Consider the following 26,320-nt stretch of genomic DNA (forward strand, 5'->3'; position numbering starts at 1 on the left):
AGATTAGTATCCCCAATATGGTCTGTCAACGCTCTCGCGTCCATCGCTCGCCAGCCACATCACGCACGCTCAGGCGCAGCCGAAGCCAGGTGCCACGCTCGGCGAAAGTGGCCTCTTGTGCAGGGCGCAGTCTTGTGCGGGACGCATTCTGCGAAGCCCCGCCTGCAAACGTCGAGGAACACCTGGGGGCGCCCGCCCCGGATCGGCACGGAGGCGCTCGAAAGACGACCAAACGGGGGGTTGACGTAGAACCGGCCGTGTTTCGCACCCATCCGCTCCGCGAGCCCCTCGGATCAATTTCGTTGCAGCGCAACGTCTTACGACAATCACAAACGCCGTGCCACTGTCCGAAAAGACCCGGGTACCGGGACCACGAGATCGCTGATTTTCTGAGGACATTCCCGCAACAAGCGAGGGTCTAAAGACACGACATCGCTGCCCTGGATGACGGACAGGCGTCTGACATCGCTCGAGGTCCACCTCGACTGGACAGCAGGAAGGCAGGTACAAGCGCGACCGTCTGGGCGTGCTCCGCGATACGCGCGCTCCGTACGCGACCTCGCAGAACACGTCACATGAAAAAGGTGGGCCCAGCAGCCACTGGGCCCACCTCACAAGCCACGACTTCGAACGCACCGTTAGCAGCAGACGAAGCCTTCACCTGATCAACCGTAAGGAGCGGCTGATGTCTTCAGTACACCCAAAAACCACCGATCCCACCATCCCCACCTTGACCACGGATGCACTGCGTCTTGAGAAGTTTCGTGAGGACGTTGCGCGCCTACGCGCCAGTGTCGACGCCGACCTGGTCTACCGCCCCGGGCAGCCCGCGCCCGTCCAGATCGCCGGAGTGCAGTGTTACACCGGAGAGCAGGTCGTTGCCCTGTACAAACCCGGCCCTCAGCACGACTGCACGTCGCAGGAGTGGTACGAGTGCCGTCACAAGGTCCGTGAATGGGTCGGCCTCTCGCTACCCGCCTCACCCTCAACCACGCTCCGCCGGATCATTCTCACGACCGCGTTCGTCTCCAGCTGCATGCGCGACGACGTGCCGCTAAATGCCGAGGCCATGCTCACCCCAGAGCGGGTCGAGCAGTACGTCGCTCTTTACCCGCGCCGATCACTCCGATCCCTCTCGACGCTGCGAAGCGAGTTGCGCAGCGTTGGAATTGCCGCAACCACAAGAGCCGCGTGGCCACGTCCTCCAGCGGATTACGGCGGCCGCAATGCAGCCGCTCCGTATTCCGGGGCAACGATCGCAGCGTACTGGGATGCATGCCTCGCACAATCCACATCACACCGTCGCCATGTCATGGCGACAATCCTGTCGCTAGGGCTCGGAGCTGGGCTGCGCCGGGCGGAAATGTACGAACTGCGCACAAGCCACGTCGTCCACCACCCGGTGCACGAGGGTCTGCTGGTGGTAGTCCTACCGGACCGCCTGGTGCCGCTGCGCCACGAGGTCGCCGACATGGTCCTGCACCTGTGCGACGAACAACCCACTGGTCGACTTATCGGGGGCGCAGGGACAGGAAAGTCACTAACGGATCCCCTCGGCCGCATGCGCGAAGCGCTCGATGTGCCGACGAGCCTGCCGCCCTTGAATCTCTCACGCCTCCGCACGACGTGGGCTGTTGCCTGCCTGTCCGACGGAGCGAATCTCGCAGAGTTCCAACGTATGGCCGGCACCAAGAGTGGCAGGGTCCTGGAGAAATTTGCCGGTTTCATCTCTCCTCGGGACACAAACGACGACTGGATGCTTCCAGCGTCCGGTACCCAGTCAGCCACGAGCCCCATGCCCGGTCTACCCATGGACGGGGGAAACGCCTGACCGCAAGGTGGGCGTGAACGAGATGGTCGCGACGGAACATCAGGCAGCCAAGAGAGGCTCGCGGTTTGCTGTGCACACAGCACCGGAGCTCTTTCGGCGTGCCCGTCACGTCGCTCGACGCATCGACATCATCCCAACCCTGATGGAGGACCTGGACTCACACCGGCCAGGGCCGCGTCGAGTTCTCTCCTGGGAGGCATGGTTCACCGTAATGCTTCTGTCGGTAATGCATTCGGGGGGTGCAGTGCATATGACGAAGGCCCAGCAGGTGGTCGATGGGCTCACGTTTGACCAGCGCCGCCAGCTCGGCCTGGAGGGTGCCGACCTGAACTACGGACAGATCGAATCCGGGCTCGAAGTCCTCGTCCAAGCCATGGAAGAACGGGTCAACACTGAAACGGGCGAGGTCTACGCGCCCCGCCTCCGGCTCACGGCTGGGGACATCGGTAACAGCATCATTCAGGCGACGCTGCCATCCGAATTGCCGTTCTACGGCGAATGCGCCATCGATTCGACCGACTACGAATCGGATGCGGCACGCCGTTCTCGCGCGAGTCTCAACGCTGTCGATGCATCAGCGGACGACGAGAGCCCTGAGAAGACCGTGGACACACCGGTCGCTGTGACTGACGGCAGGGTGAGCCGCACCAGCGTTCGGCGCACCCGTGGGGGTCGCATCGTGACGTTCCCCCAACGACGCGCCGACGGCCGGTTGCAGCATAGTCTCGACCCGGACGCTACCGATGGTTACCGTTCCGGCAAGCAAATGAACCACAAAGACATCTTCAACGGCTACGACAATCACATTGCGTGTGCTACCTCGGGCGACAGCGGACACGCCTTGCCCGCGCTGGCCCTGGGGATGGAACTGACATCTGCGGGCTCGAATAAAGCGGCCGCAGGGCTGGCCCTCATCGACCGGGTCAGCACCTATCTGAAGACCAGGGGCGACGTGCTCACCTCGGTGTGCGTTGACCGGGGCTACTCGATGGCCGCGCACGAGAACTGGGCGCAACACCTCATCGAGCGCGGCATCTCGCAACACCATGACCTCGGCGCCAGCGAGAAGCGGCTCGAGCCGGCTGACCGCCCCGGCATCATCTTCCTCGACGGTCACCCCTTCGTGGCCAACATGCCCAAACGACTACGCGAACTTCGTCGACCCGGTCTGAACGCGACGAGCGAAGAGAAGGCGGAACAGGCTCGCAACTACAACGAACGTTGGGCATACGCGTTCTCCACCAACGGTCCGCCCACCCGCAACGGCGCTCAGCGTTATCGCGGGCCCGTGCACGGCAAGAAGGTGCGCTGTCCCAACCACCCCGAGTCGATGCGTTGGGACCCCAGGAAACCGTTGACCAACTGCACGCCCGGACAGCCGTGCGCCTGCGCGGCCACCCTCACCGTCAAGGCTGATGACAAACGCGCCAGGCACCGCCAGCCCGAGCTCTACGGCACCGAGAAGTGGCTGAAACGCTACGGCGCCCGCAACCTCATCGAATCGTTCAACGCATCGTTGAAGAACCACCACATGCGTCTCCAACGCCACTCGACCCGAGTGTTCGGCCTCTCGAAGAACACCATCCTGCTCGGATTCATCCTCGCCGCAACCAACATGGCGATCCTGCTCTCCCGATACGAGTACGACCCCGCAAAGCCCGAAACCCTGCCCGCACCCGGCACCCAACTCGAGCCCCTAGCACAACGAGCACCCACAGGGTCCAACGCCCGCCACCCCAAATCGCCACCACCCGCCAACGGGCCACCACCGCCCATACCGGGCGAACAACCCTGGAGCGACATCAACTGAATGCGAACCACGCCAAGCTGAACCGCCAGCCATGAATGGCCCCAACCCGAAAAACTCGGGACGGGGCCATTTTCATGCCCCTATGAACACCCGACAGCGCGCTCGGGAACTCCCGCCGCGCTGAGCGCCCGACCGCAGCGGGAAACCAGCACTAAATGTCCCCTAACAACACAAAACCCGGCCCAGGATCGCTCCTGAACCGGGATTCGTGAACTCGTAGCCACACAATTCGTGAACTACCCCGCGTGCGCGAGGGGGGATTTGAACCCCCACGCCCTTTCGGACACTGGCACCTGAAGCCAGCGCGTCTGCCGTTCCGCCACTCGCGCGAGTGCTCACCTATCATTCCCTACCGCCACACGGTTCGCCAAATCGGCGGGGCGCGCGTCGCCCCGGCCGCCGAGCCGGGCGTCAGACCGGCTCCTCAGCAGGCGCACAGGCACGCGCGGAGTGCAGGAATTCAGCGGTTCCCCATGGCCGACGGCTACGATCGAATCCCTGGTTCACCCGACCAGACCGGCGTGCTGCCCGCACACCACCGACGCACAGGCCGCCCACTGACGGAACCACCGCGCCGTGAGGGGAGTCGAAGGCCGTGAGGCCCACCGGCATCCACGCCGGCCACGACACAACGAGGAGGCACCCATGGGGTTGTTCGACAAGCTCGAGAGCAAACTCGAACAAGGTGTCAACGGCGCCTTCGCCCGCGCCTTCAAGAGCGAGGTGCAGCCGGTCGAGATCGCCTCCGGCATCCGCCGCGCCATGGACGACCGCGCAGCCTCCGTCGGCCGCGGCAAGCGCCCCATCGTGCCCAACCTCTTCACGATCGAGCTCTCCCCCACCGACTACGACCGCCTCTCGGCCTGGGGTGACGAACTCGACGACGAGCTCATCGCGAGCGCCCAGGAGCACGCCGACGAGCAGCGCTACTCGCCCGGCGGCCCGTTCACCATCGTCCTGCAGGAATCCGAGACCCTCGAGACCGGCGTCTTCCGCCTGCGCCCCGCCACCGCGAAGGCCGCCGAAGCCCTCGCGCACCAGCGCGCGAACGTCCGTCCCCGCAACCAACAGGACGAGCGCAACTCGCACGACTCCTCCAACCGCGGGCCCCGCCCCGGCCGCGACGCCGGCCGCCCGGCCGTTGCTGCCGCCGGAACGGCCGCAGGCGCGGGCGCCGCAGCACCCGCCAGCCGTGGCTTCGGCTCTCGCATCAAGGACTACCTCACCGGCTACGCCCCCGACGACGCCGCGCAGCCGGCCCCGGGTGAGCAGCCACAGCCGCGTGAACCGCGCGAAGACATCCGCCGCGACGACCGTCAGGCACACGGCACCAACGGCGACTACGGATACGACGACCGCTCGCACGCCCCCGATCCCTTCGAGGGCAACACCAACCGTGCGCCCTCGAGCCTCGGCGGCGCCTACTCGTGGGACGCTGCCGGGTCGGACGCGCCGCGCCGTCAGGAGCACGACGCACACGACGGCCACGACGAGTACGACGGCTTCGCCGACGAGCGTGGCTACGAGCGCGCCGGCCACGACGTCGACAACGGGTACGCCGACGACGCGTATGACAACAACGACTACGGCAACGGCTTCGACGACGCCCACCCCGACAACCGCGCCACCGGCCGCGGCCTCGCGTGGGACGACGATGACGACTACGGCGACCCCACCGGTTTCTCCCCGGCCGAGGAGCCGCAGGACTCCACGGCACGTCACGTCCCCGCCGGCGGCGGCGCACGCCCGCCGCGCCCGGTCTCGCCGCGTGAGCGCCCCTGGCTCAAGATCGACGGCCAGCGTTACCCGCTGCTGGGCGCCATCACCGTCCTGGGCCGCGACGACGAGGCCGACATCATCATCGACGACCCGGGCGTCAGCCGAAGCCACAGCGAAATCCGCATCACCCACGACGGCCCCCACCTCGTGATGAGCGCGCGCGACCTCGCCTCCACCAACGGCACCTACGTCAACGGTGAACGCATCGACTCCACCCACGTCCACGACGGCGACCGGCTCACCCTGGGCCGCACGTCGATGACGATCCACCTGGGAGACCGCACGTGAACGAACTGACGCTGACGGCCATCCGCATCGGCCTCCTCGCCCTCCTGTGGTTCTTCGTGTTCGCGGTCGTCGGCGTCCTGCGCGGAGACCTCTACGGAGCGAAGACCGGTGGCGGACGCGCCTCGCGCGCCTCCTCGCGTGAGCGCGGCGCCAAGACGCCGCGCGCCGTGAAGAAGGGCCCGACGCACGTGGCCGTCATCGAGGGCGCCATGCGCGGCACGACACTGCCGCTCACCGAATCCGGCGTCATGCTCGGGCGCAACCCCGAGTGCTCTCTCGTCCTGTCCGACGATTTCGCCTCCGGGCGTCACGCACGCATCTACCCCGAGGCCGACGGCTGGTACCTCGACGACCTCGGTTCCACCAACGGCACGTACATCGGCGCCGAACGCATCGGCGAGCACGTCCACGTCGACGCGGGAACCCGCATCCGTATCGGCCGCACCGTCCTCGAGCTGAGGAAGTGACCCCATGCCCATCGCCCTGAGATTCGCCGCTCGTTCCGACGTCGGCCTCGGCTCGAAGAAGCGCAACGAGGACTCCGGCTACGCGAGCAACTCGATGCTCGTGCTCGCCGACGGCATGGGCGGCCACGCCGCCGGTGACATCGCCAGCTCCACCGTCGTCGGCCAGATCGTGCCCCTCGACGGTGACGACGTCGGCGCGGACGACGTCCTCGACCAGCTCGCGGACCGTATCCACCTCGCCAACGAGAAGCTGCGCAGCGAGATGGACGCCGACCCGACCCGCGAAGGCATGGGCACGACGCTCATCGTCCTCATGAAGGCCGGCCGTCAGCTCGCCATGGCCAACATCGGCGACAGCCGCGCCTACCAACTGCGTGACGGCAAGTTCACGCAGATCACGAAGGACCACTCCTTCGTCCAGAGCCTGCTCGACTCCGGCCGCATCACCCCCGACGAGGCCGTCCACCACCCGCAGCGCAGCCTCGTCACCCGCGTCCTCACCGGCCGCGAGAACGACGTTCCTGACCTTTCGCTGCGCGAGGCCCGCATCGGCGACCGTTTCCTCCTGTGCTCCGACGGCCTGTCGGACTACGTCGGCGGTCGCACGATCGAGGAGATCTTCACCTCCGGCAAGCCGATCGACCGCGTCGCCGACGAACTCATCGAAATCGCCCTCAAGGCCTCGACGCTCGACAACGTCACCGTCGTCGTCGGCGAGGTCGCCGACAGCGACGAGCTCGACCTCTCGAGCAAGCCGGCCGTCGTCGGCGCCGCCGTTGCACACGGCGTCACCGAGGCCGTGCCGGTGCGCGACCAGACGCCCGCCGAGAAGGCCCGCGCTCTCTCGCGGGAAGTTTCCGACGACGAGGACGAGGAGACCGAGGAGCACAGCGGCGCCCAGCTCGCCGAGGACGGCCCCCGCCGTCGCGGCCGGTTCTACGCCGCCATCGCCGCACTGGTCGTCCTCGCGGCCCTCGCCGTCGCCGCGATCTGGGGCTGGACGTGGTCGCAGAGCCAGTACTTCGTCAAGGATTCCGGCGGACGAGTCACCATCCACCAGGGCGTCGACGGCGGCTTCGGCCCGCTCGAGCTCAGCCATGTGGAGGAGAAGACGGACATCCCGACGGCCGACCTGCCGGAGTTCTGGCGCACCAAGGTCAAGGCGGGTCTCGACGCTTCCAGCGACAAGGAGGCTGCGGCCACCGTCGAGCGGCTGCGGGCGGAAATGGTGAAATGTCTCGCCGCCTCCCCGAACGGAAGCGAGTGCAACCAGTGAGTCTCGGCCTCACCCGCACCACCTCCGGCACGAAACGCGGCACCGAGCTTGTCCTCCTCGGCTTCGCGGTTCTCATCGTGCTCTTCGCGTATGCCAGCGTCGGTCTCGCCATCGACGGCACGCTGCCGGCGGACATCATGACCCTCGGGATCGGTCTCGGAGTTCTCGCGCTCGTGTTCCACCTCGTCGTGCGCATCGTCGCGAGCTACGCCGACCCCGTCCTCCTGCCGACGGCGACGCTGCTCAACGGCCTCGGCCTCGTCATGATCCACCGCATCGACGTCGCCCGCGGCCGCGACATCATGGAGGGCGCCGCGCTGCGTCAGCTCATGTGGTCGACGATCGCCGTGGGCGCCGCCATCACGCTGCTGTTCCTCATCCGCGATCACCGCAAGCTGCGACGCTACACGTTCACGTTCGCCGCAGCCGGTCTCGCGCTGCTCATGATGCCGATGCTCCCGTTCATCGGTATGAACATCAACGGCAACCGCATCTGGATCCACATCGGCCCGCTCAGCTTCCAGCCGAGCGAGGTCGCCAAGATCCTCCTGACGATCTTCTTCGCCAGCTACCTCGTGCAGACGCGTGACGCGCTCTCCCTCGTCGGCAAGCGCTTCCTCGGCTTCCCCCTGCCGCGTGCCCGCGACATGGGCCCTATCATGTTCGCCTGGCTCATGTCCCTCGCCGTCCTCGTCTTCGAGAAGGACCTCGGCACCTCGCTGCTGTTCTTCGGCCTCTTCGTCGCGATGCTCTACGTCGCCACCGAGCGGCGCAGCTGGGTGGCCATCGGCCTCATCCTGTTCTTCACCGGCTGCTACGTGGCCTACCTGCTCTTCGCGAACTTCCAGAACCGCGTCGCGCTGTGGCTCGACCCCTTCACGCCCGGCCAGTCGGACCAGGTCGCGCGCTCCCTCATGGGCCTCGCGTTCGGCGGCATCACCGGCACCGGCCTGGGCCGCGGTTACCCGACCTTCAACTACTCCGAAGCGAACTCCGACTTCATCATGTCGAGCTTCGGTGAGGAGATCGGTCTCGCCGGCATCATGGCGATGATCGTGCTGTTCGCCATCATCGTCGAGCGCGGCCTGCGCATCGGCATCGCCTGTCGCGACGGCTTCGGCAAGCTGCTCGCCACCGGCCTCGCGTTCTCCGTGTGCCTCCAGTGCTTCGTCGTTCTCGGCGGCATCACCCGCGTCATCCCCCTCACCGGTCTGACGACACCGTTCCTCTCCGCCGGTGGTAGCTCGCTCCTCGCGAACTGGGCCATCATCGCCCTGCTGCTGCGCATCTCCGACCAGGCCCGGCGCCCGAGCGTCGCCGAGACCGACCCGACCCGTGGAAGCGACGACACCCAGGTGGTGAAGGTTCGATGAACACGCCCATCCGACGTCTCGGCTTCGTCGTCGCAGCCCTGTTCTGCTCCGTCCTGCTCGCCGCGAGCTACATCCAGGTGCTGCAGGCCAAGTCGCTCAACAACCGCCCGGGCAACACGCGCATCATCAACGCCGGGTACAAGATCGAGCGCGGCTCGATCCTCGTCGACGGCAAGGCCATCGCCACGAGCCGCAAGTCGAACGACAAGTACGTCTACGAGCGTCAGTACACAAACGGCAGCCTCTACGCCCCCGTCACCGGCTACAACTCACTCGTCTACGGCAACGGCGGCGGCCTCGAAGGTGCCGAGAACGAAGTGCTCACGGGCACGAGCGACTCGCTGTTCTACCGCCGCCTCGTCGACGTCGTCACCGGGAAGCCCAAGCAGGGCGCCAACCTCGAGCTGACGATCAACCCCAAGATCCAGCAGGCCGCCGCGCAGGCCCTCGGCAACCGCCGCGGCGCCGTCGTGGCGCTCGACCCGAAGACGGGCGCCGTGCTCGCCATGGTGACCTCGCCCTCCTACGACCCGAACAACCTCGCCTCGCATGACACCGAGGCCGTGACGAAGACGTGGACGCAGATGAACGCGGCCGCGAACCAGCCCATGGTCAACCGCACCATCGGCGGCACTCTCTACCCGCCGGGTTCGACCTTCAAGCTCGTCACCTCGGCCGCCGCGCTCGAATCCGGCAACTACTCGAACTCCTCGACGTTGCCCGGCCCGGCCACCCTGCGTCTGCCCCAGACGACGCACTCCCTGCCGAACGACGACGGGCGCGCGTGCGGCCCCAACGACGAGACGTCGCTCCTGCACGCCCTCGAGGTCAGCTGCAACACCGCCTACGCCCAGCTCGGCATGGACCTGGGCCAGGACAAGCTCGCCTCCCAGGCCAAGAAGTTCGGTTTCGGTGACGTCATGCGCGTGCCGATGCGGGTCACGCCCAGCACGTTCCCGACCCAGCTCAACGAGCCCCAGACGGCGATGTCGGCCATCGGCCAGTACGACGTGCGTGTCACGCCGCTGCAGATCGCGATGATCTCCGCCACCATCGCCAACGGAGGCAACCAGATGCAGCCGTACCTCGTGAAGAACGTCGTCGACTCCGACCTCGACGTCATCAAGTCGACCGACCCGAAGGTGCGCGCCAAGCCGATCTCCGGGCAGACCGCCGACTCCCTCACCGAGATGATGGAAGCCGTCGTCAACAACGGCACCGGTAAGCAGGCCGCCGTCCCCGGCGTCCAGGTCGCAGGCAAGACGGGTACCGCGCAGGGCGACACGAAGAACGCCGCCGACCTGTGGTTCACCGGTTTCGCGCCCGCCAACGACCCGAAGATCGCCCTCGCCATCGTCCTCGAGAACGGCGGAGACCAGGGCGTCGAAGCCCTGGCCGGCTCCGTCGCCGCACCCGCTGCACGCCAGATCTTCGAGGCGGCCGTGCGATGACGGAGACCGCAGCCGCGAGCGCCGCGACGAACCACCCACCGGCGAACCACGCACGAACGACCCGACGACCGACCACCCCGACGAGATCTCAGGAGGAGACCGCATGAGCACGGCACCACGCATTCTCGGCGGGCGGTACGAGGTCGGTGAGCTCATCGGTCGCGGTGGCATGGCCGAGGTTCACGCCGGCCACGACACCCGTCTCGGACGCTCCGTCGCCATCAAGATCCTGCGCTCCGACCTCGCGCGCGACCCCTCCTTCCTCCAGCGCTTCCGCCGCGAGGCGCAGTCGTCGGCCGGGCTCAACCACGCCAACATCGTGGCCGTGTACGACTCGGGTGAGGACACCTTCGTCGAGGCCGGCGGCGGCACCGTCGACATCCCCTACATCGTCATGGAGTACGTCGACGGCCAGACGCTGCGCGAGATCCTCAACGACGAGAAGAAGCTCAGCTCGGACGAGGCCTGCCGTGTGACGATGGGCATCCTGTCGGCCCTCGAGTACAGCCACTCCAAGGGCATCGTCCACCGCGACATCAAGCCCGGAAACGTCATGGTGACGCGCGGCGGCAACGTCAAGGTCATGGACTTCGGTATCGCGCGAGCCCTCGCCGACGTCGGCGCGACGATGACGTCGGCCCAGGCCGTCGTCGGTACCGCCCGCTACCTCTCCCCCGAGCAGGCCCAAGGCGAGAGCGTCGACCCGCGCACCGACCTGTACTCCGCCGGTTGCGTGCTCTTCGAGCTGCTCACCGGGCGTGCGCCCTTCGTCGGTGAGCCGGTCAGCCTCGTCTACCAGCACATCGGTGAGCAGCCGCAGCCGCCGTCGCTGTACGAGCACTCGGTGTCACCCGAGCTCGACGCCGTCGTCCTGCACTCGCTCGAGAAGAAGCGGGACGCTCGCTACCAGAGCGCCGGCGAGTTCCGTTCGGACGTGCTCGCGGCTCGCTCCGGCCAGGAGATCTCCGCGGCCGCCCTCGCGAGTACCCAGGCCGCAGGCGACAGCACGGAGGTCGTCAACTACACGCGCCGCGGCGCAGCTCTCGCGGCCGCCGACCACACGGCGGAACTCGACGAGCGTCACGAGCCGAAGCGTTCGCGCGGCGGTCTGTGGGCTCTCGCCGTCATCGCGGCCCTCGCCGCCATCCTCGGCATCGGCTACCTCTTCATGAACCCGAGCGGCACCACCGACCAGGTCACGGTGACGAAGGTCGAAGGCATGACCTACGACCAGGCCTTCTCGACTCTGTCGCAGGACTTCACGGTCGAGCGCAAGGAGACGTCCTCCGACCAGAGCGAAGGCACCGTCGTCGGGCAGGACCCGCCGGGCGGCACCAAGGCCGACCGCAACTCCACCGTCACGCTCACCGTCTCGACGGGCCCGGACTCCGTGAAGGTGCCCGACGTCGTGGGCGACTCGGTCGCGACAGCGCGCCAGACCCTCATCTCCGCAGGTATCGACGCCGACCGCATCAAGGTCTCCTCGGAGAAGAAGGACGACAGCGGCGTCGACTCGGGCAAGGTTGCCGAGACCAACCCCAAGGCCGGTTCGACGCTCGGGGCGAGCAACGAGATCACGCTCTACCCGAGCAGCGGCAAGGTCACCGTGCCCGACCTCGTCGGCAAGACCCAGGACGAGGCGACGCAGGCGCTCTACAAGGCGCACCTGTCGATCAGCGTGACCTACGAGCGCACGGGCGACGGGACCAAGCAGGGCAAGGTCATCTCCGTGCCCGATCAGGGCAAGAAGGTGGACAACGGCACGGCCGTGGTCGTCGTGGTCGGCCAGAAGCCCGAGGCCACCGTCACGGCGACGCCCTCACCGACGTCGACACCGTCCTCCTCGTCGTCGAGCTCCAGCTCCTCGAGCAGTTCCACCTCCTCGAGCACCGAGCCGAGTTCGCCGAGTTCGCCGAGTGACACGACCGAGCTCACGCCGTCGAACACGGCGAGCCCGCCGAACGAGGACGACTAGTCACGAAGACCTCGAAGGGCCACCCCGATTCGGCCGGGGTGGTCCTTCGACGTCGGTGTCGCGTTGCCGGGCGACGGCGACATCAGCTCGCGCGCACGAGCGGCGCCATGTCGTGACTCGCCTCGACGGCCGTCGTGGAGCCGCACATCCGCAGCCAGTTGGCGAGCATGCGGTGACCACTGACCGTCATGACGCTCTCGGGGTGGAACTGCACGCCGTGCAACGGCAGGTCACGGTGGTGGGCCGCCATGATGATTCCGGTGTCAGTGCGACCGTTGACGACGAGTTCGTCGGTGACGGTGGCCGGGTCGATCGTCAGCGAGTGGTAGCGCGTGGCGGTGAACGGGTCGGAGAGACCCTCGAGCACGCCCGTGCCGTCGTGGAAGACCTCGGACGTCTTGCCGTGCAGCAACTCCGGCGCACGCCCCACCGTCGCGCCCGTGACGACGCCGAGGGCCTGGTGGCCGAGGCACACCCCGAGCATCGGCTGGTTGCGCTCGCCGCACGCCTCGATCATCTTCATACTGACGCCGGCGTCCTCCGGGGTGCCGGGACCGGGCGAGACGAGCACGCCGTCGAAATCGGCGCCGTCGGCCGCGCTGATCGCGTCGTTGCGCACGACGGTCGTCTCGGCGCCCAACTGCTGGAGGTAGCCGACGATCGTGAAGACGAAGCTGTCGTAGTTGTCGACGACGAGAATGCGCGGCGAGTCGGTCATGCCCACCAGTCTAGGTGCGCCCATCTCGCACGGCCCAGCGCCGCCGTCAGCGCTGGGCCCGGGCGTACTTCAGGGAGAGCGAGCCGGTGAACGCGGGGAAGGACGCGTTCTGCTCCGTCTTGACGTCGTAGCCCAGCCCGACGAGGTCGACGTACTGCTTGTAGATCTTCACCGCTTCGTCGTCGTCGAGGGCTGCCTTGAGCTTCACCGGGTCGCCGATGGCCTTGATCGTGAACGGTGGGCTGTAGACACGACCCTGAAGGATGAGGGTGTTGCCGACGCAGCGCACCGCGCTGGTCGAGACGACGCGCTGATCCATGAGCATCATGCCGCGAGCGCCCGCGCGCCACAGGGCGTTGACGACGGCCTGCACGTCCTGCTGGTGGACGACGAGCCAGTCGGGTGTGCCGTCTTCGGGCAGCTGGTCGACGCTCTTCTTGCTGTCGTCGAGGGTGACGGTGATCGCCTGCCCCGTCAACGGCGCGAGACCGGCCGGGTCCTCCTCCTTCGACGCCTGAGCGTTGATCTTGGACGCCTGGGCGGCTGGTCCGTCCTTCTTCGCGGCGGCGCTCTGCGCCTGTTCGACCTGACGGCGCAGGCTTGCGACGGACTGCTGCTTCTCCTTGACGCGTCGGTCGGCTCCGGCGACGACGTCGCTGAGCTGTGTGTTGCCCGAGCGCAGATCGGTGCCGTGGGCCGCACGCGAACTGACGGCGAACATGAGGCCGGCCACGAGCGTCACGATCGGGACGGCGACCTGCCAGGGCTTCACGCGGCGGCGCGAGGGCATCCGGACACCCTCGTTCTGCTCGACGCCGGGCGCTTCGTTCGGTGCGTCATTTGGCGCTTCGGTCGCGGGAGTGCTGGGCGAATCGGCCACGCTGACGCCTCCTTCATGCTGCGTACCGGCGAGTGAGTCAACTAGGCTCTCACCCTAGTTGACTCACCTCCAGAACGCCTGACACGGAAGGGGTACCCCGTGGCCCGTAAGAACTCCGACGCCGCTGCGCGCGCCGCCTCCGGAGGCGGCCTCAACCCCAGGTGGTGGGTGCCGACCGCTCTCGGCCTCATGCTCCTCGGCCTCGTGTGGGTCATGACGTACTACATCAGTTCGGGCGCGTACCCGATCCCCAACGTCGATGCGATCAACATCGTCGTCGGCTTCGCCTTCATCATGGTGGGATTCATCATGATGACGCGCTGGAAGTAGCGCTCCTTCGACTTCGTCGGATGCCCTCGGCCCTGTTGGGTCGAGGGCATCCGACGTTGTGGGATGTTTTCCCCAGAGTTATCCACAGCCTGTGTGTAATTACACGGCTGTCGTTTTCCACAGCTGTGGACAAACATGGGGACAACGCGTGGATGGCCCGGGGACAAGCGTCAAGATCAGTGGAAAACCGGTGGTCCACCGGTGGAAAAGGGCAGGTCAGCTGGGGACAACTCATGTGACTCACCGGGGCCGACCCCACGACACGCCGCTCATTCCGCAGGTTTCTCCACACCCATGCCTGTGTAAACTGTGGAAAACCCTGGATTCGGATGACGTTGAGGGGGTCTTCCACAGCTGGGGATGTCGCTTGCTCGGTTTGTCTTTGCATCTCTATAGCTGAGGCAAGAGATGTGGATAGGCCCTCATCGACGTTGCGGCGAACTGCGAGCGATCACCACGCCATGGAACGGTCCTGAGGACGAAGGAACTCACCTCTGGATGGCGGCGGCATCGCGGCGCACACTCAGGTCATGACGTACGTGAAGCGGACTGCGGCGGCCACGCTGGTGCTGGCTGCCGTGGTGACGGGCTGGACCTACGCGACGCCCGGCGAGTCGCCCGGGCCGTTCAAGCTCTACACGCACCGCGGAGTGCGCGAACTCAACAACAACGGCACCTGGTACGTCCGCGAGGGCGGCCCTCTCGCGAGCGAGGCCGGGACGCCGAAGGGGTGGGACGACCCCTATCAGCGCGGCTGGGTCGTCATCGACGGCAACCGTGCCACGTTCCGGGACAGCTCGGGCCACAAGAGTCCTTCGTCGAGCGTCCAGGAGCCACGAGACCCCTCGCCGTCTGTTCGTGACCCGAGTTCGGCACGATGCATCACTCTGCCCACATCTTGCACCTGACTTAGACAGCACAAGAGGGCTTCATCGAACACTCGACGAAGCCCTCTTGGCGTGACGTCCTGGTGTCAGCGCACGATCTGGATCCAGCTGAGGTCGGCCATCGCGAAACTGACGTAGGCAGCTGCGAACAGTAGCGCGGCAAGACCACCGAGCAGACCGAGCTGGATCGCCGTCGAGCGGCGGCGAACGGCGTACAACAGGCCGGCCGCGATGCCTCCGACGATCGCGCCACCGAGGTGTGCCTGCCACGCCACGTTGCTCATCGTGAAGCCCAGCACGACGTTGATGGCGATGAGGGTGAGCATCGGGCCGATCTCGCGCCCCAGGTGCCGGTTGAGCACGATGACGGCGACGAACAGGCCAAACACACCACCGGACGCACCGACGAGCGGAGTCGCCCATCCCGACGCGTAGAGGTCGCCACCCCGAACGGGCGCCGAAGTCAGCAGTTGATAGCCGACCGACCCACCGAGCACCGCCACGAGGTAGAGGGCCGCGAAGCGGAGACGGCCCAACATTGGCTCGAGGTACTGCCCCATGAAGTACAGCGCCATCATGTTGAACAGCAGATGGATGACGTTGCTGCGGTCGTGCGCGAAGCCGCTCGTGATGTAGCGCCACGGCTCGTCCTGGGCTGCCAGGGCGATGAAAGCGACGTTGCCGAAGAAGCTCCAGCTCATCAGCTCGCCCACCCAGACGGCCACGCAGATGCCGATGATGCCGAAGGTCACGAGCGGGCGTCCGGGCGCGGCGGGCATGCCTAGCTCCGACCGCTGCGTCGGCATCGGGTTCGCCTTGCGCTCGGCAGCGACGCAGTCGACGCACTGGAACCCGACCGAGGCCGGCACCTGGCACTGCGTGCACGCCGGACGTCCGCAGCGCTGGCAGCGCGTGTAGGCCGCGACCTCCGGGTGCCTCGGACACACCGGGATCCCTTGCTCGTCGTACGAACCGTTGTCCAGCGGAACGCTCATCGTTCTCGTCTCTGCCCTTCTCATGCGTGTGGCCCCGTCGTCATGACAACGACGGGGCCACACGATTGTCTCCCGCACCCTCACACCGTTCGGAGCGAGGGCACGGATGCGATCACTCGGAGATGGTGACGCTCTCGATGACGACCGGCTCGACCGGCTTGTCCTGGCCGCCCGTGCGGACGGCGGCGATCTCGTCGACGACCTTCTTGGACTCGTCGTCGGCCACCTCGCCGAAGATCGTGTGCTTGCCCTGCAGCCAGCTCGTGTCGGCAACCGTGATGAAGAACTGCGAGCCGTTCGTGCCCTTGCCCATGCGCTTACCGGCGTTGGCCATGGCGAGCATGTAGGGCGAGTTGAAGTTCAGCTCGGGCGAGATCTCGTCGTCGAACGTGTAGCCGGGGCCACCGATGCCGATGCCCTGCGGGCAGCCGCCCTGGATCATGAAGCCCGGGATGATGCGGTGGAACGTGAGGCCGTCGTAGAACGGCTGCGGGTTGGTGCGGCCGGCGTCGTCCTTGTACTCCTTCGTGCCCTTGGCGAGGCCGACGAAGTTCTCGACGGTCTTCGGCGCCTGGGTCGGGAAGAGGTTGATGTTGATGTCACCGTGGTTGGTGTGCAGTGTCGCGATCATGACACCCAGTGTTCCACGTGAAACGCACACGGGCACGGCGGCCTCGCGGGTGTTCACACTCGGCGGAAGCCCGGGCGTCACGAGGCAGGCGTCTCCGTCCCTTGAGGTGGGCCCGGCCGACATCCCCACCGTCCGACCTGCCGAACCGGTTGGTAAGCGGGCAGCGAACAAGGCAGGATGAGAGGCAGAAGAGTATCCACCCGCAGGAGAGGAACAGCCGTGCTGTGGAAATCCGAACCCACCAAGACCGAGAAGGCCAAGGAGGCTGCGCTCACCGCGGTCGACCTGGCTTCGACGAAGGCCGCTGAGGCCAAGGCGAAGACCGAGAAGGACATCGTCCCCACCCTCGCAGACAAGGCCGAGGAGGCCCGCGACTTCATCATGGAGAAGGCAGAGGAAGCCCGCGAAGCCGCTGCGCCGCACCTCGAGAAGGTTGCCGACGCCACTGCCGACCAGCGTGAGGCTGCCGCCGACAAGGTGAGCGTGGCCAAGGCCGTCGCCGCCGCGAAGATCGCCGACGTCGCCGAGTCCGCTGCCGACGCGCGTGACGAGGCCGAGAAGAAGGGCCGCAAGACTGCGAAGAAGGCCGACAAGAAGTCGTCCAAGTTCGCGAAGCAGGCCGACAAGCGCGCCGAGAAGACAAAGAAGAAGGCCGACAAGAAGGCTGCCGCTCTGGCGGGCTTCCTCGGTGCCAAGGCATCGCGCGCGGAAAAGAAGGCGACGAAGAAGTTCGGCGTCGACACGCGCCAGGACGTCGCCTACAAGGCTGCTGCCCTGAAGGGCCAGGCCCAGCAGGTCGCCGAGGACAAGGGCCTCACGGCCGACAACGCTCGCGACTTCTACAAGGACGAGCTGCTCCCGCACCTCAAGGAGATCCTCGCGACGGCCGCTGCCGCCGGCACCGCCGCCTCACACAACGTCGTGGGTCAGCTTCCTGACGGTGCGCAGGAGCAGGTCGCGCGCTACGCCCCGGCTCTCGCACCCAAGAAGAAGAAGGGTGGCTTCCTCATCGTTGTCGGTGCGGCCGCCCTCGCCGGTGCCGGTTACCTCGTGTACGCCGACCAGCAGAAGAAGAAGGCCAAGAACGCCCAGCTCTCCGAGGCTGCCATCGCAGACAGCAAGGCTGACCGTTCGGATGAGATGACGATCAACAACCCCGTCACCGACTTCAACAAGGCCGACGACACCACGATGGTGCGCCCCGCGGGCGACGGCACGGCCGAGCCGGCAGGTGGCCCGGGCACCGCTGCCACGTGGACCGAGGCCGAGGAGTCGGGCCACATGTCCACCGAGGCACTCGAAGGTGAGACGCGCAGCTCGCGTCGCGCCGCCCGCGGCGACATCTGACATCAGTCGCTCCGCTCGAGGGGTCGCTTCCTGCTGGAGGCGGCCCCTCGTCATGTGCCTGCTCCTGACGCGTCGTGTGAGCGCCTTCCCCGACGCCTGGGCCCGGCTTCGGCGCTATGTCGCACCAAAGGGTCGATCACTGCCTCTTGATCTTGATAGACAAATGAGTAGATTCCGGTAGCCAAGGGAATCGGCGCGTCCCATCGGAGTAGCCCTGTTCGACGTCGTCGTCAGCGGAACGTCGCCTCGCGCCCACAGCGTGGGCAGGCACGCGCGGATTCGGTGACGCCGGCCGTACAGTCCGTCCATGGCGCACTTCCTCAGCTTCGTCGTGTTCGCAACGGCCATTGCGGTGGCACCGGGCCCGGACACGTTCCTCACGCTGCGCAACACCGTCATCGGAGGCCGCGCGCGAGGGCTGTGGACGACGCTCCGCATCGGGGTCGCCGGTGCCACCCAGGGCGTCCTCGCCGCGGCGGGGCTGGGCGCGATCATCGCCCGTTCGGAACCGGTGTTCCAGACGATCCGCTGGCTCGGTGTCGCCTACCTCATTTATCTCGGCATCATGGCGCTGCGCGCCGCCGTCAAAGCCCACGGTGACGGCTGGGCCATGACGCCGGAAGCAACACCGCGCAGCCCGCGCCGCTCGTTCCGTCAGGGGTTCCTGTGCAACATCACGAACCCGAAGGTGCTCGCGTTCAACCTCGCGGTGCTGCCGCAGTTCGCCGGCCCCGGCACCGGGATGCTCACGCTCCTCGCCTACGCCCTCACCCTGACGATCGTCGGCACGATCGTGCTGCTCGCCGTCGTGGGGCTGGCGACGCGTGCCCGCGATGCACTGGCACGTCCGCTCGTCAACCGCGGTGTCGAGGGCGGTACGGGTGTCGTCATGCTTGGTTTCGCGGGGGCTCTGGCCGCGGAGGGCTGACCTCGTGCCCGTTCGGCCGCCAGATTCGTGGTCGGTGGGCGTCCCAGGCAGGGTGCGGATAGGTTGAAGGCATGGCAACCAAGCGCATCACCTACGTGCTCATCGACGGCGAGAACATCGACGCGACGCTGGGCACGTCCATCCTCGGACGACGACCGCACCCGGACGAGCGGCCGCGCTGGGATCGTCCGCTGCGCTTCGCGGAGCAGGAGTGGCGTCAGGACGCCAAGGGCCTGTTCTTCCTCGCCGCGAACGGCCCCGAGTTGCCGATGTCGTTCATCCAGGCGCTGACGGCCCTGGGTTACCAGCCGATTCCGCTCTCCGGTGCGTCCGACGAGAAGGTCGTAGACATGGCCATCCAGAAGACGCTGGACGCGCTGCGCACCTACCAGGCCGACGTCATGCTCGTCAGCCACGACGGAGACTTCCTGCCGCAGGTGGAGCCGCTGCTCGGAGGCTCGCGCAAGGTGGGACTCATCGGCTTCAAGGAGTTCCGCAACTCGGGCTTCGCTCCCCTCGAGGCGCAGGGCATGGAGTTCTTCGACCTCGAGCACGACGTCAAGGCGTTTAACGCGACGCTGCCGCGTCTGCGCATCATCCCGATCGACGAGTTCGACCCGCTCGCCTACCTCTGAGTGCTGGCCCGCCTCCGCGCAGGGAAAGCAGGCTTCGCCGGAGAAGGGCCTCGTGGGAGCGTCACCGCGCCCACGAGGCCCTTCTTTCGTTACGGTCGCCGCGCCAATTGCTCCCGTGACCTGACGAAGGCCCTCACCTGTGCGGTGAGGGCCTTCGTCGTTCGGTGGAGGTAAGGGGACTCGAACCCCTAACCCCCTGCTTGCAAAGCAGGTGCGCTACCAATTGCGCCATACCCCCGGAGGGTGACGGTCAGTTCTTGCCCGGTGCGGTGTTCTCCGGCTGATCCGTCGCTTTCGCCCACAGCTCCTTGCCCAGTTGTTGCTTCTGGTACTCACTGTTCGCGTAGATGGCTGCCGCCGCGGCGGCGGCTGCGAGAAGAACCTTGTACATCGGGAACTCCCAAGCGAACTCGAGGGGCAGTGGTGGTGGGCCTAACTGGACTTGAACCAGTGACCTCTGTCTTATCAGGACAGCGCTCTAACCGACTGAGCTATAGGCCCCTGCACCGCTTCCGCGCCTGCTCGTTCACCGAGAGGCACGAGCGTTGAGATTACCCTACGCCGCGCGCGCCCCGCAAATCCGAGGGGCCCCGGCGGCGCACGGGCTACCGAGCAGGCGTGCGCCACCCGGATCTGGGGAACTTCTGCCGATCTGGCGGCGATATATCGCGGCCCGATCCGCACATCTGCACCGGCTGGAACCGAGGATGCCCGCAGACGCCCGAAGGCCCCCACCTCGAGTGTGGTGAGGGCCTTCGAAAAGCAGCGACAGACCTCAGTCGCGGGTCTGAAAACCCCGCCAACAAACCAACCGGACCAGCGCAGACCTACGAGACCACGCTGGAAGCCGACCCGCCCCCGAAGGCCTGTCGCGCCGAGGGATCTGACCGAGCTTGCGAGCTGCCCAGCCCGGAAGACGGGCCGAGGGAGCTCACTCGTCGCTCAGGGTCAACTGCACGCCGCCGACGAGGGAGGCGCAGATGTTGTAGAGGAACGCTGTGAGGGTGGCGATGGCCGTCATGAGGATGATGTTGAGCACGCCGATGACGATGCTGAACGAGATGGCGCGTCCGAATCCGACGTAGTCGAGGATGTCGAACTGCGATCCCTGACGGTCGAGGGTGCGCAGCATGTCGTTGGCGGCACTGAAGGTTCCCATGCCGGCGAGGACGGTCCACAGCGTCGCGACGAGCACGACGGACGCGATGGCGACGGCCACGGACAGCAGGAAGGCGATCTTCAGAACCGACCAGGTGTCGACGCGCGACAGAGTGAGGCGCACGCGACGAGGCGTAGTGCGCCGCGGTGCCGGACGCCCCGCGCCGCCCTTCGGCGCTCCCGCGGCCGAGCGGCCGGCTGGTGACGCGACGCGCTGCTGCGGCGGGCGTCCCTGGCGTGGTGCCGCTGCGGTCGCCTCAGCGCCCGGCAGTTTGGTGCGCGGTTCTCGCGAGTTACTCACTCACTGTCTCCCGACTCGTCGTTCTCGGCGGTAACGGCGTCCTCCGAGGGGTTTGTCACCTCTGCGTCATCAGCCGTATTCGCATCCGAACCTACCTGCTCGTCGGCAATTTCCTCGGCTTCCTTCTCGGCGTTGCGCGCAACCGCGACGATGGAGTCGCCCTTGCCCGGGGTGGCGAACTGGACGCCCTGGGTGTTGCGCCCGGTCTCGCGCACCTCGCTGACGGCGCTGCGCACGATCTTGCCCTTCTCCATGACGACCATGACCTCGTCACGGTTCTCGACGACGAGCGCGCCGACGAGGTCGCCGCCTCGTTCGGAGATCGTGGCGACCTTGACGCCGAGCGTCGCGCGGCCCTTCGTCGGGTACTCCTCGACGGGGGTGCGCTTCGCGAGGCCGTTCTCGAAGACGACGAAGACGTAGAGCTTCTCGGCGGCGCCGCGCTCCACCTCGTTCGAACCCTCGGGCACGACGCTGAGCGACAGCAGTTCGTCGCCGTCGCGGAACTTCATGCCGGTGACACCGGACGTGGAGCGGCCCATCGGGCGCAGCGAGTCGTCCGTGGCGGCGAAGCGCACGGCCTGACCCTTGCGCGAGACGAGCAGGACGTCGTCGCTCGCCTCGGCGAGCTTGGCGCCGACGAGTTCGTCACCGTCACGCAGGTTGACGGCGATGAGGCCGCCGGAGCGCGGCGAGTCGTACTCGGACAGGCGCGTCTTCTTCACGAGGCCGTTGCGGGTGGCGAGCAGCAGGTACTCGTGGTCGGAGTACGTGCGCAAGCGCAGCACCTGGGCGATCTGCTCGCCCGGCTGGAACGCGAGCAGGTTCGCGACGTGCTGGCCCTTGCTCTCGCGCGAGCCCTCGGGCAGTTCGTAGCCCTTGGTGCGGTAGACGCGGCCGGCGTTCGTGAAGAACAGCAGCCAGTCGTGCGTCGACGTGGTGAAGAAGTGGCCGACCACGTCGTCTCCGCGCAGCGTCGCGCCGCGCACGCCCTTGCCACCGCGACGCTGGCTGCGGTACTCGCTCACCTTCGTGCGCTTGACGTAGCCGCCGCGCGTGATGGTGACGACCACGTCCTCCTCGGGGATGAGGTCTTCCATGTTCATGTCGCCGTCGAACGGCACGATCTGGCTGCGACGGTCGTCGCCGTACTTGTCGACGATCTCGGCGAGCTCGTCGGAGACAAGCTGACGCTGACGCTCCGGCTTGGCCAGGATGTCCTTGTAGTCGTCGATCTGCGCCTGGATCTCGTCGTGCTGCTCGATGATCTTCTGACGCTCGAGGGCCGCGAGGCGGCGCAGCTGCATGTCGAGAATGGCGTTGGCCTGGATCTCGTCGACGTCGAGCAGGTCGATGAGGCCGGCGCGGGCCTCCTCGACCGTGGGGCTACGACGGATGAGGGCGATGACCTCGTCGAGCGCGTCGAGCGCCTTGAGGTAACCGCGCAGGATGTGGATGCGCTTCTCGGCCTCGTCGAGGCGGTACTGCGTGCGTCGCTGGTTGACGTCGATCTGGTGCTCGACCCAGTAGCGGATGAACGCGCTGACCGGCAGCGTGCGGGGCACACCGTCGACGAGGGCGAGCATGTTCGCGCCGAAGTTCTGCTGAAGCTGCGTGTGCTTGTAGAGGTTGTTGAGCACGACCTTCGCCACGGCGTCACGCTTGAGCACGATGACGAGGCGCTGGCCGGTACGACCCGACGTCTCGTCGCGGATGTCCGCGATGCCCGCCATCTTGCCGTCCTTGACGAGCATGGCGATCTTCTCGGCGAGGGCGTCGGGGTTGACCTGGTAGGGCAGCTCCGTGACGACGAGGCACTGACGGCCCTGGATCTCCTCGACGTTAACGACGGCGCGCATCGTGATGCTGCCGCGACCCGTGCGGTAGGCGTCCTCGATGCCCTTCTTGCCCATGATGAGGGCGCCCGTCGGGAAGTCGGGGCCGGGGATGCGGCGCAGGCACTCCTCGAGGAGCGCCTCACGACTCGCCTCGGGGTTGGCGAGCAGCCACTGGGCGGCGTCGGCGACCTCGCGCAGGTTGTGCGGCGGGATCTGGGTGGCCATACCGACGGCGATGCCGGCGCTGCCGTTGACGAGCAGGTTCGGGAAACGGCTCGGCAGCACGGTGGGCTGCATCGTCTTGCCGTCGTAGTTCGGCTCGAAGTCGACGGTGTTCTCGTGGATGTCGCGCACGAGTTCCAACGCGAGCGGCGCCATGCGGCACTCGGTGTATCGCGGGGCGGCGGCGCCGTCGTTACCCGGCGAACCGAAGTTGCCCTGGCCGTCGACGAGCGGGTAACGCATCGACCACGGCTGAACGAGGCGCACCATGGCGTCGTAGATGGCCGAGTCACCGTGCGGGTGGTACTGACCCATGACGTCACCGACGACGCGGCTGCACTTGTTGTAGCCACGGTCCGGTCGGTAGCCACCGTCGTACATCGCGTAGACGATGCGGCGGTGCACGGGCTTGAGGCCGTCACGCACGTCCGGAAGCGCACGGGAGACGATGACACTCATCGCGTACTCGATGTAGCTGCGCTGCATCTCGGCGTTGAGGTCGATGGGGTCGACGCGGTGGGCGACCGGGGCCTCGACGGCGGCGCGAGCCTCCGGAGTGTTCGGCACCTTCGGCACCTTCGGCGTCTCGCCGTCACCGGGCGTGCCGGCGGTGGCCGCTGCGGCGTCGCTCACGGGCGCGCCGGGGTCTCCGGCGGGCACCTCGGGGAGGTCGGCCGCGTCGTCACCCGGCAGGTTCGTGTCGTCAGACATGGTTTCTTTCCTTCGACGAAGGGAAATTCATTGAGTTCTTAGGTGGTGTTCCACGTGAAACGAAGGACGGGAACGTCCGGCCGTTGCACGTGAAACACGATGTTCAGTTGGCAAGGATCGCAACCCAGCGCGCACCTCGCGTCAGATCCGACCCCGGACGGCGACGCCCCCTACGGGAGCCGACCGCCCACGACGTCACGCCGCCGATCAAGCGCGGGAAGCAGGGGATGCGACGAAGGAGCAGACCCTGAAGCCCGCGCGCTGAGAAGGCGCGACAGAGGTTAGATATCCAGGAAGCGGACGTCCTTGGCATTGCGCTGGATGAAGCTGCGGCGCGACTCGACGTCCTCACCCATGAGCACGGCGAAGATCTCGTCGGCTGCCGCGGCGTCCTCGAGGGTGACCTGCAGGAGCGTGCGCGCCTCCGGGTCCATCGTGGTCTCCCACAGCTCCTGGTAGTTCATCTCCCCGAGACCCTTGTAGCGCTGGACGCCGTTGTCCTTCGGCAGACGACGGCCCTTCGACTGACCTTCGGCGATCATCGCGTCGCGCTCGCGGTCGGTGAACGCGAACTCGTGCTCGTGGTTGCTCCACTTGAGGCGGTAGAGCGGCGGCTGCGCGAGGTAGACGTAGCCGGCCTCGATGAGCGGGCGCATGAAGCGGAAGAGCAGCGTCAGCAGCAGCGTGCGGATGTGCATGCCGTCGACGTCGGCGTCGGCCATGAGCACGATCTTGTGGTAGCGCGCCTTGTCGATGTCGAAGTCCTCGCCGATGCCGGTACCGAAACCGGAGATGAGGGCCTGGACCTCCTGGTTGGCGAGCACCTTGTCGATGCGGGCCTTCTCGACGTTGAGGATCTTGCCTCGGATGGGCAGGATCGCCTGGTTGAACGGGTTACGACCCTGCACGGCGGAGCCGCCTGCGGAGTCACCCTCGACGATGAAGACCTCGGACAGGCTCGGGTCCTTGCTCTGGCAGTCCTTGAGCTTGCCCGGCAGACCGCCGCCCTCGAGCAGGCCCTTACGGCGTGCGGTCTCACGTGCCTTGCGGGCCGCCATGCGCGCCGAAGCGGCGGCAATCGCCTTGTTGACGATGGCCTTGCCCTCGCGCGGGTGCATCTGCAGCCAGTGGTCGAACTCGTCGCGCACTGCGGCCTGGACGAAGCCCTTGATCTCGGAGTTGCCGAGCTTCGTCTTCGTCTGGCCCTCGAACTGCGGCTCGGCAAGCTTGACGGAGATGACGGCGGTGAGACCCTCGCGGATGTCGTCACCCGTGAGGTTGTCGTCCTTCTCCTTGAGCAGCTTCTCGCGGCGGGCGAAGTCGTTGACGAGCTTCGTCATCGCGGCGCGGAAGCCCTCTTCGTGCGTGCCACCCTCGTGCGTGTTGATCGTGTTGGCGTAGGTGTGGACCGACTCGTTGTACGCCGTCGTCCACTGCATCGCGACCTCGACGGAGAGGTAACGCTCGGTGTCCTCGGCCTCGAACGCGATGATGTCCTCGTTGACGACCTCGGCGCGCTTGCTCGAGTTGAGGTGCTTGACGTAGTCGAGCAGACCGTCGTCGTAGCGGTACGTGACCGACTTGCCCTTCTTCGCCTTCTCGGCTGCGGCGTCGGCCGTCTCCGCGTCGCCGCCCTCGGCTGCTGCGTCAGCAGCGGCCTCGTCGGCCGCGCCCTCGTCGAGCACCTCGGCACGCTCGTCGGTGAGCGCGATGGTGAGGCCCTTGTTGAGGAACGCCATCTGCTGGAAGCGAGCGCGCACCGTCTCGAAGTCGTACGTCGTCGTCTCGAAGATCTCGGGGCTGGCCCAGAACGTGATCGTCGTACCGGTCTCGTCGGTGGCCTCCTCCTCGCGCAGGGGGCCGAGCGGCACGCCGCCCTCGAACTCCATGCGGTAGACGTGGCCCTTCTGGCGCACCTCGACCTCGAGGCGCGTGGAGAGCGCGTTGACGACGGAACTACCGACGCCGTGCAGACCACCGGAGACCTTGTAGCCGCCGCCGCCGAACTTTCCGCCAGCGTGCAACTGCGTGAGGACGAGCTCGACGGTCGACATGTCGTACTGCTCGTTGCGGCCGGTCGGGATGCCTCGACCGTTGTCGCTGACGCGTACACCGTTGTCCGGCAGGATCGTCACGTCGACGCGGTCGGCGTGGCCGGCGAGGGCCTCGTCGACAGAGTTGTCGACGATCTCCCACACGAGGTGGTGCAGGCCGCGTTCACCGGTCGAGCCGATGTACATACCGGGGCGCTTGCGAACCGCCTCGAGGCCTTCGAGGACCTGAATGGCGCTGGCGTCGTACTCGGTGTCGATCTGCGAGCGCACGTGTGCCTCGGGCGGGAGCACCTGCTGTGCTTCGCCGCCGGGGATCGGCTCGTTCGTCGCGTCGTCGTGCGTGGGCTGGTCGGCCACTGTGCTCCTTCACCGTGCGGTGCCTGCCACGGTGGTGCGGACGCGACACGGGGTCGAACGTCACAGATCGGCGTACGA

General features: G+C 66.9%; 21 protein-coding genes and 3 tRNA genes. 13 read left to right on the plus strand and 11 right to left on the minus strand.

Annotated features, from left to right (window positions below):
• The first annotated feature begins 685 nt into the window (after positions 1-685).
• Positions 686-1,831 carry a hypothetical protein gene (locus H7F30_RS02930; protein ID WP_187036596.1) on the plus strand — a complete coding sequence of 382 codons (1,146 nt, stop codon included), beginning with the start codon at positions 686-688 and terminating at the stop codon, positions 1,829-1,831.
• Between the two features lie 13 nt (positions 1,832-1,844).
• On the plus strand, positions 1,845-3,641 hold the full coding sequence (locus H7F30_RS02935; protein WP_222617839.1) for a hypothetical protein: 1,797 nt from the start codon (positions 1,845-1,847) through the stop codon (positions 3,639-3,641).
• 246 nt (positions 3,642-3,887) lie between these two features.
• Here H7F30_RS02935 and H7F30_RS02940 read toward each other — a convergent pair.
• Positions 3,888-3,970: transfer RNA gene (locus tag H7F30_RS02940), tRNA-Leu, on the minus strand.
• Positions 3,971-4,286: 316 nt separating this feature from the next.
• Between H7F30_RS02940 and H7F30_RS15060 the strand changes: the two genes are divergently transcribed.
• The 6 genes from H7F30_RS15060 (at position 4,287) to pknB (ending at position 12,250) form a co-directional block, all read left to right on the plus strand.
• Complete coding sequence (locus tag H7F30_RS15060) at positions 4,287-5,708, plus strand: FhaA domain-containing protein (protein ID WP_370562885.1); 1,422 nt, start codon at positions 4,287-4,289, stop codon at positions 5,706-5,708.
• Positions 5,705-6,175, plus strand: coding sequence for an FHA domain-containing protein (locus tag H7F30_RS02955; protein WP_187036600.1), 471 nt, complete (start codon positions 5,705-5,707; stop codon positions 6,173-6,175). The genes H7F30_RS15060 and H7F30_RS02955 overlap by 4 nt, the downstream gene beginning before the upstream one ends.
• Positions 6,176-6,179: 4 nt before the next feature.
• Positions 6,180-7,451 (plus strand): PP2C family serine/threonine-protein phosphatase, encoded by a 1,272-nt coding sequence (locus H7F30_RS02960; protein ID WP_187036602.1) that lies wholly within the window; start codon positions 6,180-6,182, stop codon positions 7,449-7,451.
• Positions 7,448-8,824: an FtsW/RodA/SpoVE family cell cycle protein gene (locus tag H7F30_RS02965; protein ID WP_255464932.1), complete on the plus strand. Its 1,377-nt coding sequence runs from the start codon at positions 7,448-7,450 to the stop codon at positions 8,822-8,824. Before H7F30_RS02960 ends, H7F30_RS02965 begins: the two co-directional genes overlap by 4 nt.
• Positions 8,821-10,275: a penicillin-binding protein 2 gene (locus tag H7F30_RS02970; RefSeq protein WP_187036606.1), complete on the plus strand. Its 1,455-nt coding sequence runs from the start codon at positions 8,821-8,823 to the stop codon at positions 10,273-10,275. The genes H7F30_RS02965 and H7F30_RS02970 overlap by 4 nt, the downstream gene beginning before the upstream one ends.
• A 103-nt stretch (positions 10,276-10,378) precedes the next feature.
• Positions 10,379-12,250, plus strand: a complete 1,872-nt coding sequence (gene pknB, locus H7F30_RS02975) for a Stk1 family PASTA domain-containing Ser/Thr kinase (RefSeq protein WP_187036608.1) — start codon at positions 10,379-10,381, stop codon at positions 12,248-12,250.
• A gap of 82 nt (positions 12,251-12,332) precedes the next feature.
• On the opposite strand, the gene H7F30_RS02980 is transcribed toward pknB, so the two are convergent.
• Positions 12,333-12,968: an aminodeoxychorismate/anthranilate synthase component II gene (locus tag H7F30_RS02980; RefSeq protein ID WP_187036609.1), complete on the minus strand. Its 636-nt coding sequence runs from the start codon at positions 12,966-12,968 to the stop codon at positions 12,333-12,335.
• A gap of 46 nt (positions 12,969-13,014) precedes the next feature.
• Positions 13,015-13,848 (minus strand): DUF881 domain-containing protein, encoded by an 834-nt coding sequence (locus H7F30_RS02985; protein WP_255464933.1) that lies wholly within the window; start codon positions 13,846-13,848, stop codon positions 13,015-13,017.
• A 99-nt stretch (positions 13,849-13,947) separates the two neighbouring features.
• Here H7F30_RS02985 and H7F30_RS02990 point away from each other — a divergent pair, with 99 nt between their 5' ends.
• The gene (locus H7F30_RS02990; protein ID WP_047310846.1) at positions 13,948-14,178 is read left to right on the plus strand and encodes a cell division protein CrgA; all 231 of its coding nucleotides are present in this window, start codon (positions 13,948-13,950) and stop codon (positions 14,176-14,178) included.
• Positions 14,179-14,708: 530 nt separating this feature from the next.
• The gene (locus tag H7F30_RS02995) at positions 14,709-15,086 is read left to right on the plus strand and encodes a hypothetical protein (protein WP_187036611.1); all 378 of its coding nucleotides are present in this window, start codon (positions 14,709-14,711) and stop codon (positions 15,084-15,086) included.
• Between the two features lie 65 nt (positions 15,087-15,151).
• Here H7F30_RS02995 and H7F30_RS03000 read toward each other — a convergent pair whose 3' ends face one another.
• Together H7F30_RS03000 and H7F30_RS03005 are read right to left on the minus strand one after the other, a co-directional pair.
• The gene (locus H7F30_RS03000) at positions 15,152-16,060 is read right to left on the minus strand and encodes a rhomboid family intramembrane serine protease (protein WP_047310847.1); all 909 of its coding nucleotides are present in this window, start codon (positions 16,058-16,060) and stop codon (positions 15,152-15,154) included.
• Positions 16,061-16,172: 112 nt separating this feature from the next.
• The gene (locus H7F30_RS03005; protein WP_118913920.1) at positions 16,173-16,691 is read right to left on the minus strand and encodes a peptidylprolyl isomerase; all 519 of its coding nucleotides are present in this window, start codon (positions 16,689-16,691) and stop codon (positions 16,173-16,175) included.
• Positions 16,692-16,910: 219 nt separating this feature from the next.
• Between H7F30_RS03005 and H7F30_RS03010 the strand changes: the two genes are divergently transcribed.
• The 3 genes from H7F30_RS03010 to H7F30_RS03020 all read left to right on the plus strand — a co-directional run bounded on the left by H7F30_RS03010 (position 16,911) and on the right by H7F30_RS03020 (position 19,601).
• Positions 16,911-18,038, plus strand: a complete 1,128-nt coding sequence (locus H7F30_RS03010; protein ID WP_187036613.1) for a hypothetical protein — start codon at positions 16,911-16,913, stop codon at positions 18,036-18,038.
• 307 nt (positions 18,039-18,345) lie between these two features.
• The gene (locus H7F30_RS03015; RefSeq protein ID WP_187036615.1) at positions 18,346-18,966 is read left to right on the plus strand and encodes a LysE family translocator; all 621 of its coding nucleotides are present in this window, start codon (positions 18,346-18,348) and stop codon (positions 18,964-18,966) included.
• Positions 18,967-19,037: 71 nt separating this feature from the next.
• Positions 19,038-19,601 carry an NYN domain-containing protein gene (locus H7F30_RS03020; protein ID WP_187036617.1) on the plus strand — a complete coding sequence of 188 codons (564 nt, stop codon included), beginning with the start codon at positions 19,038-19,040 and terminating at the stop codon, positions 19,599-19,601.
• Positions 19,602-19,766: 165 nt separating this feature from the next.
• Here H7F30_RS03020 and H7F30_RS03025 read toward each other — a convergent pair.
• The 6 genes from H7F30_RS03025 to gyrB all read right to left on the minus strand — a co-directional run bounded on the left by H7F30_RS03025 (position 19,767) and on the right by gyrB (position 26,242).
• A tRNA-Ala gene (locus H7F30_RS03025) sits at positions 19,767-19,839 on the minus strand.
• Between the two features lie 12 nt (positions 19,840-19,851).
• Positions 19,852-19,992: a hypothetical protein gene (locus H7F30_RS03030; protein ID WP_187036619.1), complete on the minus strand. Its 141-nt coding sequence runs from the start codon at positions 19,990-19,992 to the stop codon at positions 19,852-19,854.
• A 33-nt stretch (positions 19,993-20,025) separates the two neighbouring features.
• Positions 20,026-20,102: transfer RNA gene (locus H7F30_RS03035), tRNA-Ile, on the minus strand.
• Between the two features lie 430 nt (positions 20,103-20,532).
• Positions 20,533-20,883: a DUF3566 domain-containing protein gene (locus H7F30_RS03040; protein WP_255464934.1), complete on the minus strand. Its 351-nt coding sequence runs from the start codon at positions 20,881-20,883 to the stop codon at positions 20,533-20,535.
• Positions 20,884-21,056: 173 nt separating this feature from the next.
• Positions 21,057-23,831, minus strand: a complete 2,775-nt coding sequence (gyrA, locus tag H7F30_RS03045) for a DNA gyrase subunit A (RefSeq protein ID WP_187036621.1) — start codon at positions 23,829-23,831, stop codon at positions 21,057-21,059.
• A 281-nt stretch (positions 23,832-24,112) separates the two neighbouring features.
• A complete protein-coding gene (gene gyrB, locus H7F30_RS03050) occupies positions 24,113-26,242 on the minus strand; it encodes a DNA topoisomerase (ATP-hydrolyzing) subunit B (RefSeq protein WP_047310852.1) in 2,130 nt (709 codons plus the stop codon).
• Positions 26,243-26,320 lie beyond the last annotated feature (78 nt).

The sequence above is a fragment of the Dermacoccus sp. PAMC28757 genome (assembly GCF_014302635.1).
In the GTDB taxonomy this organism is placed as follows: domain Bacteria; phylum Actinomycetota; class Actinomycetes; order Actinomycetales; family Dermatophilaceae; genus Dermacoccus; species Dermacoccus abyssi.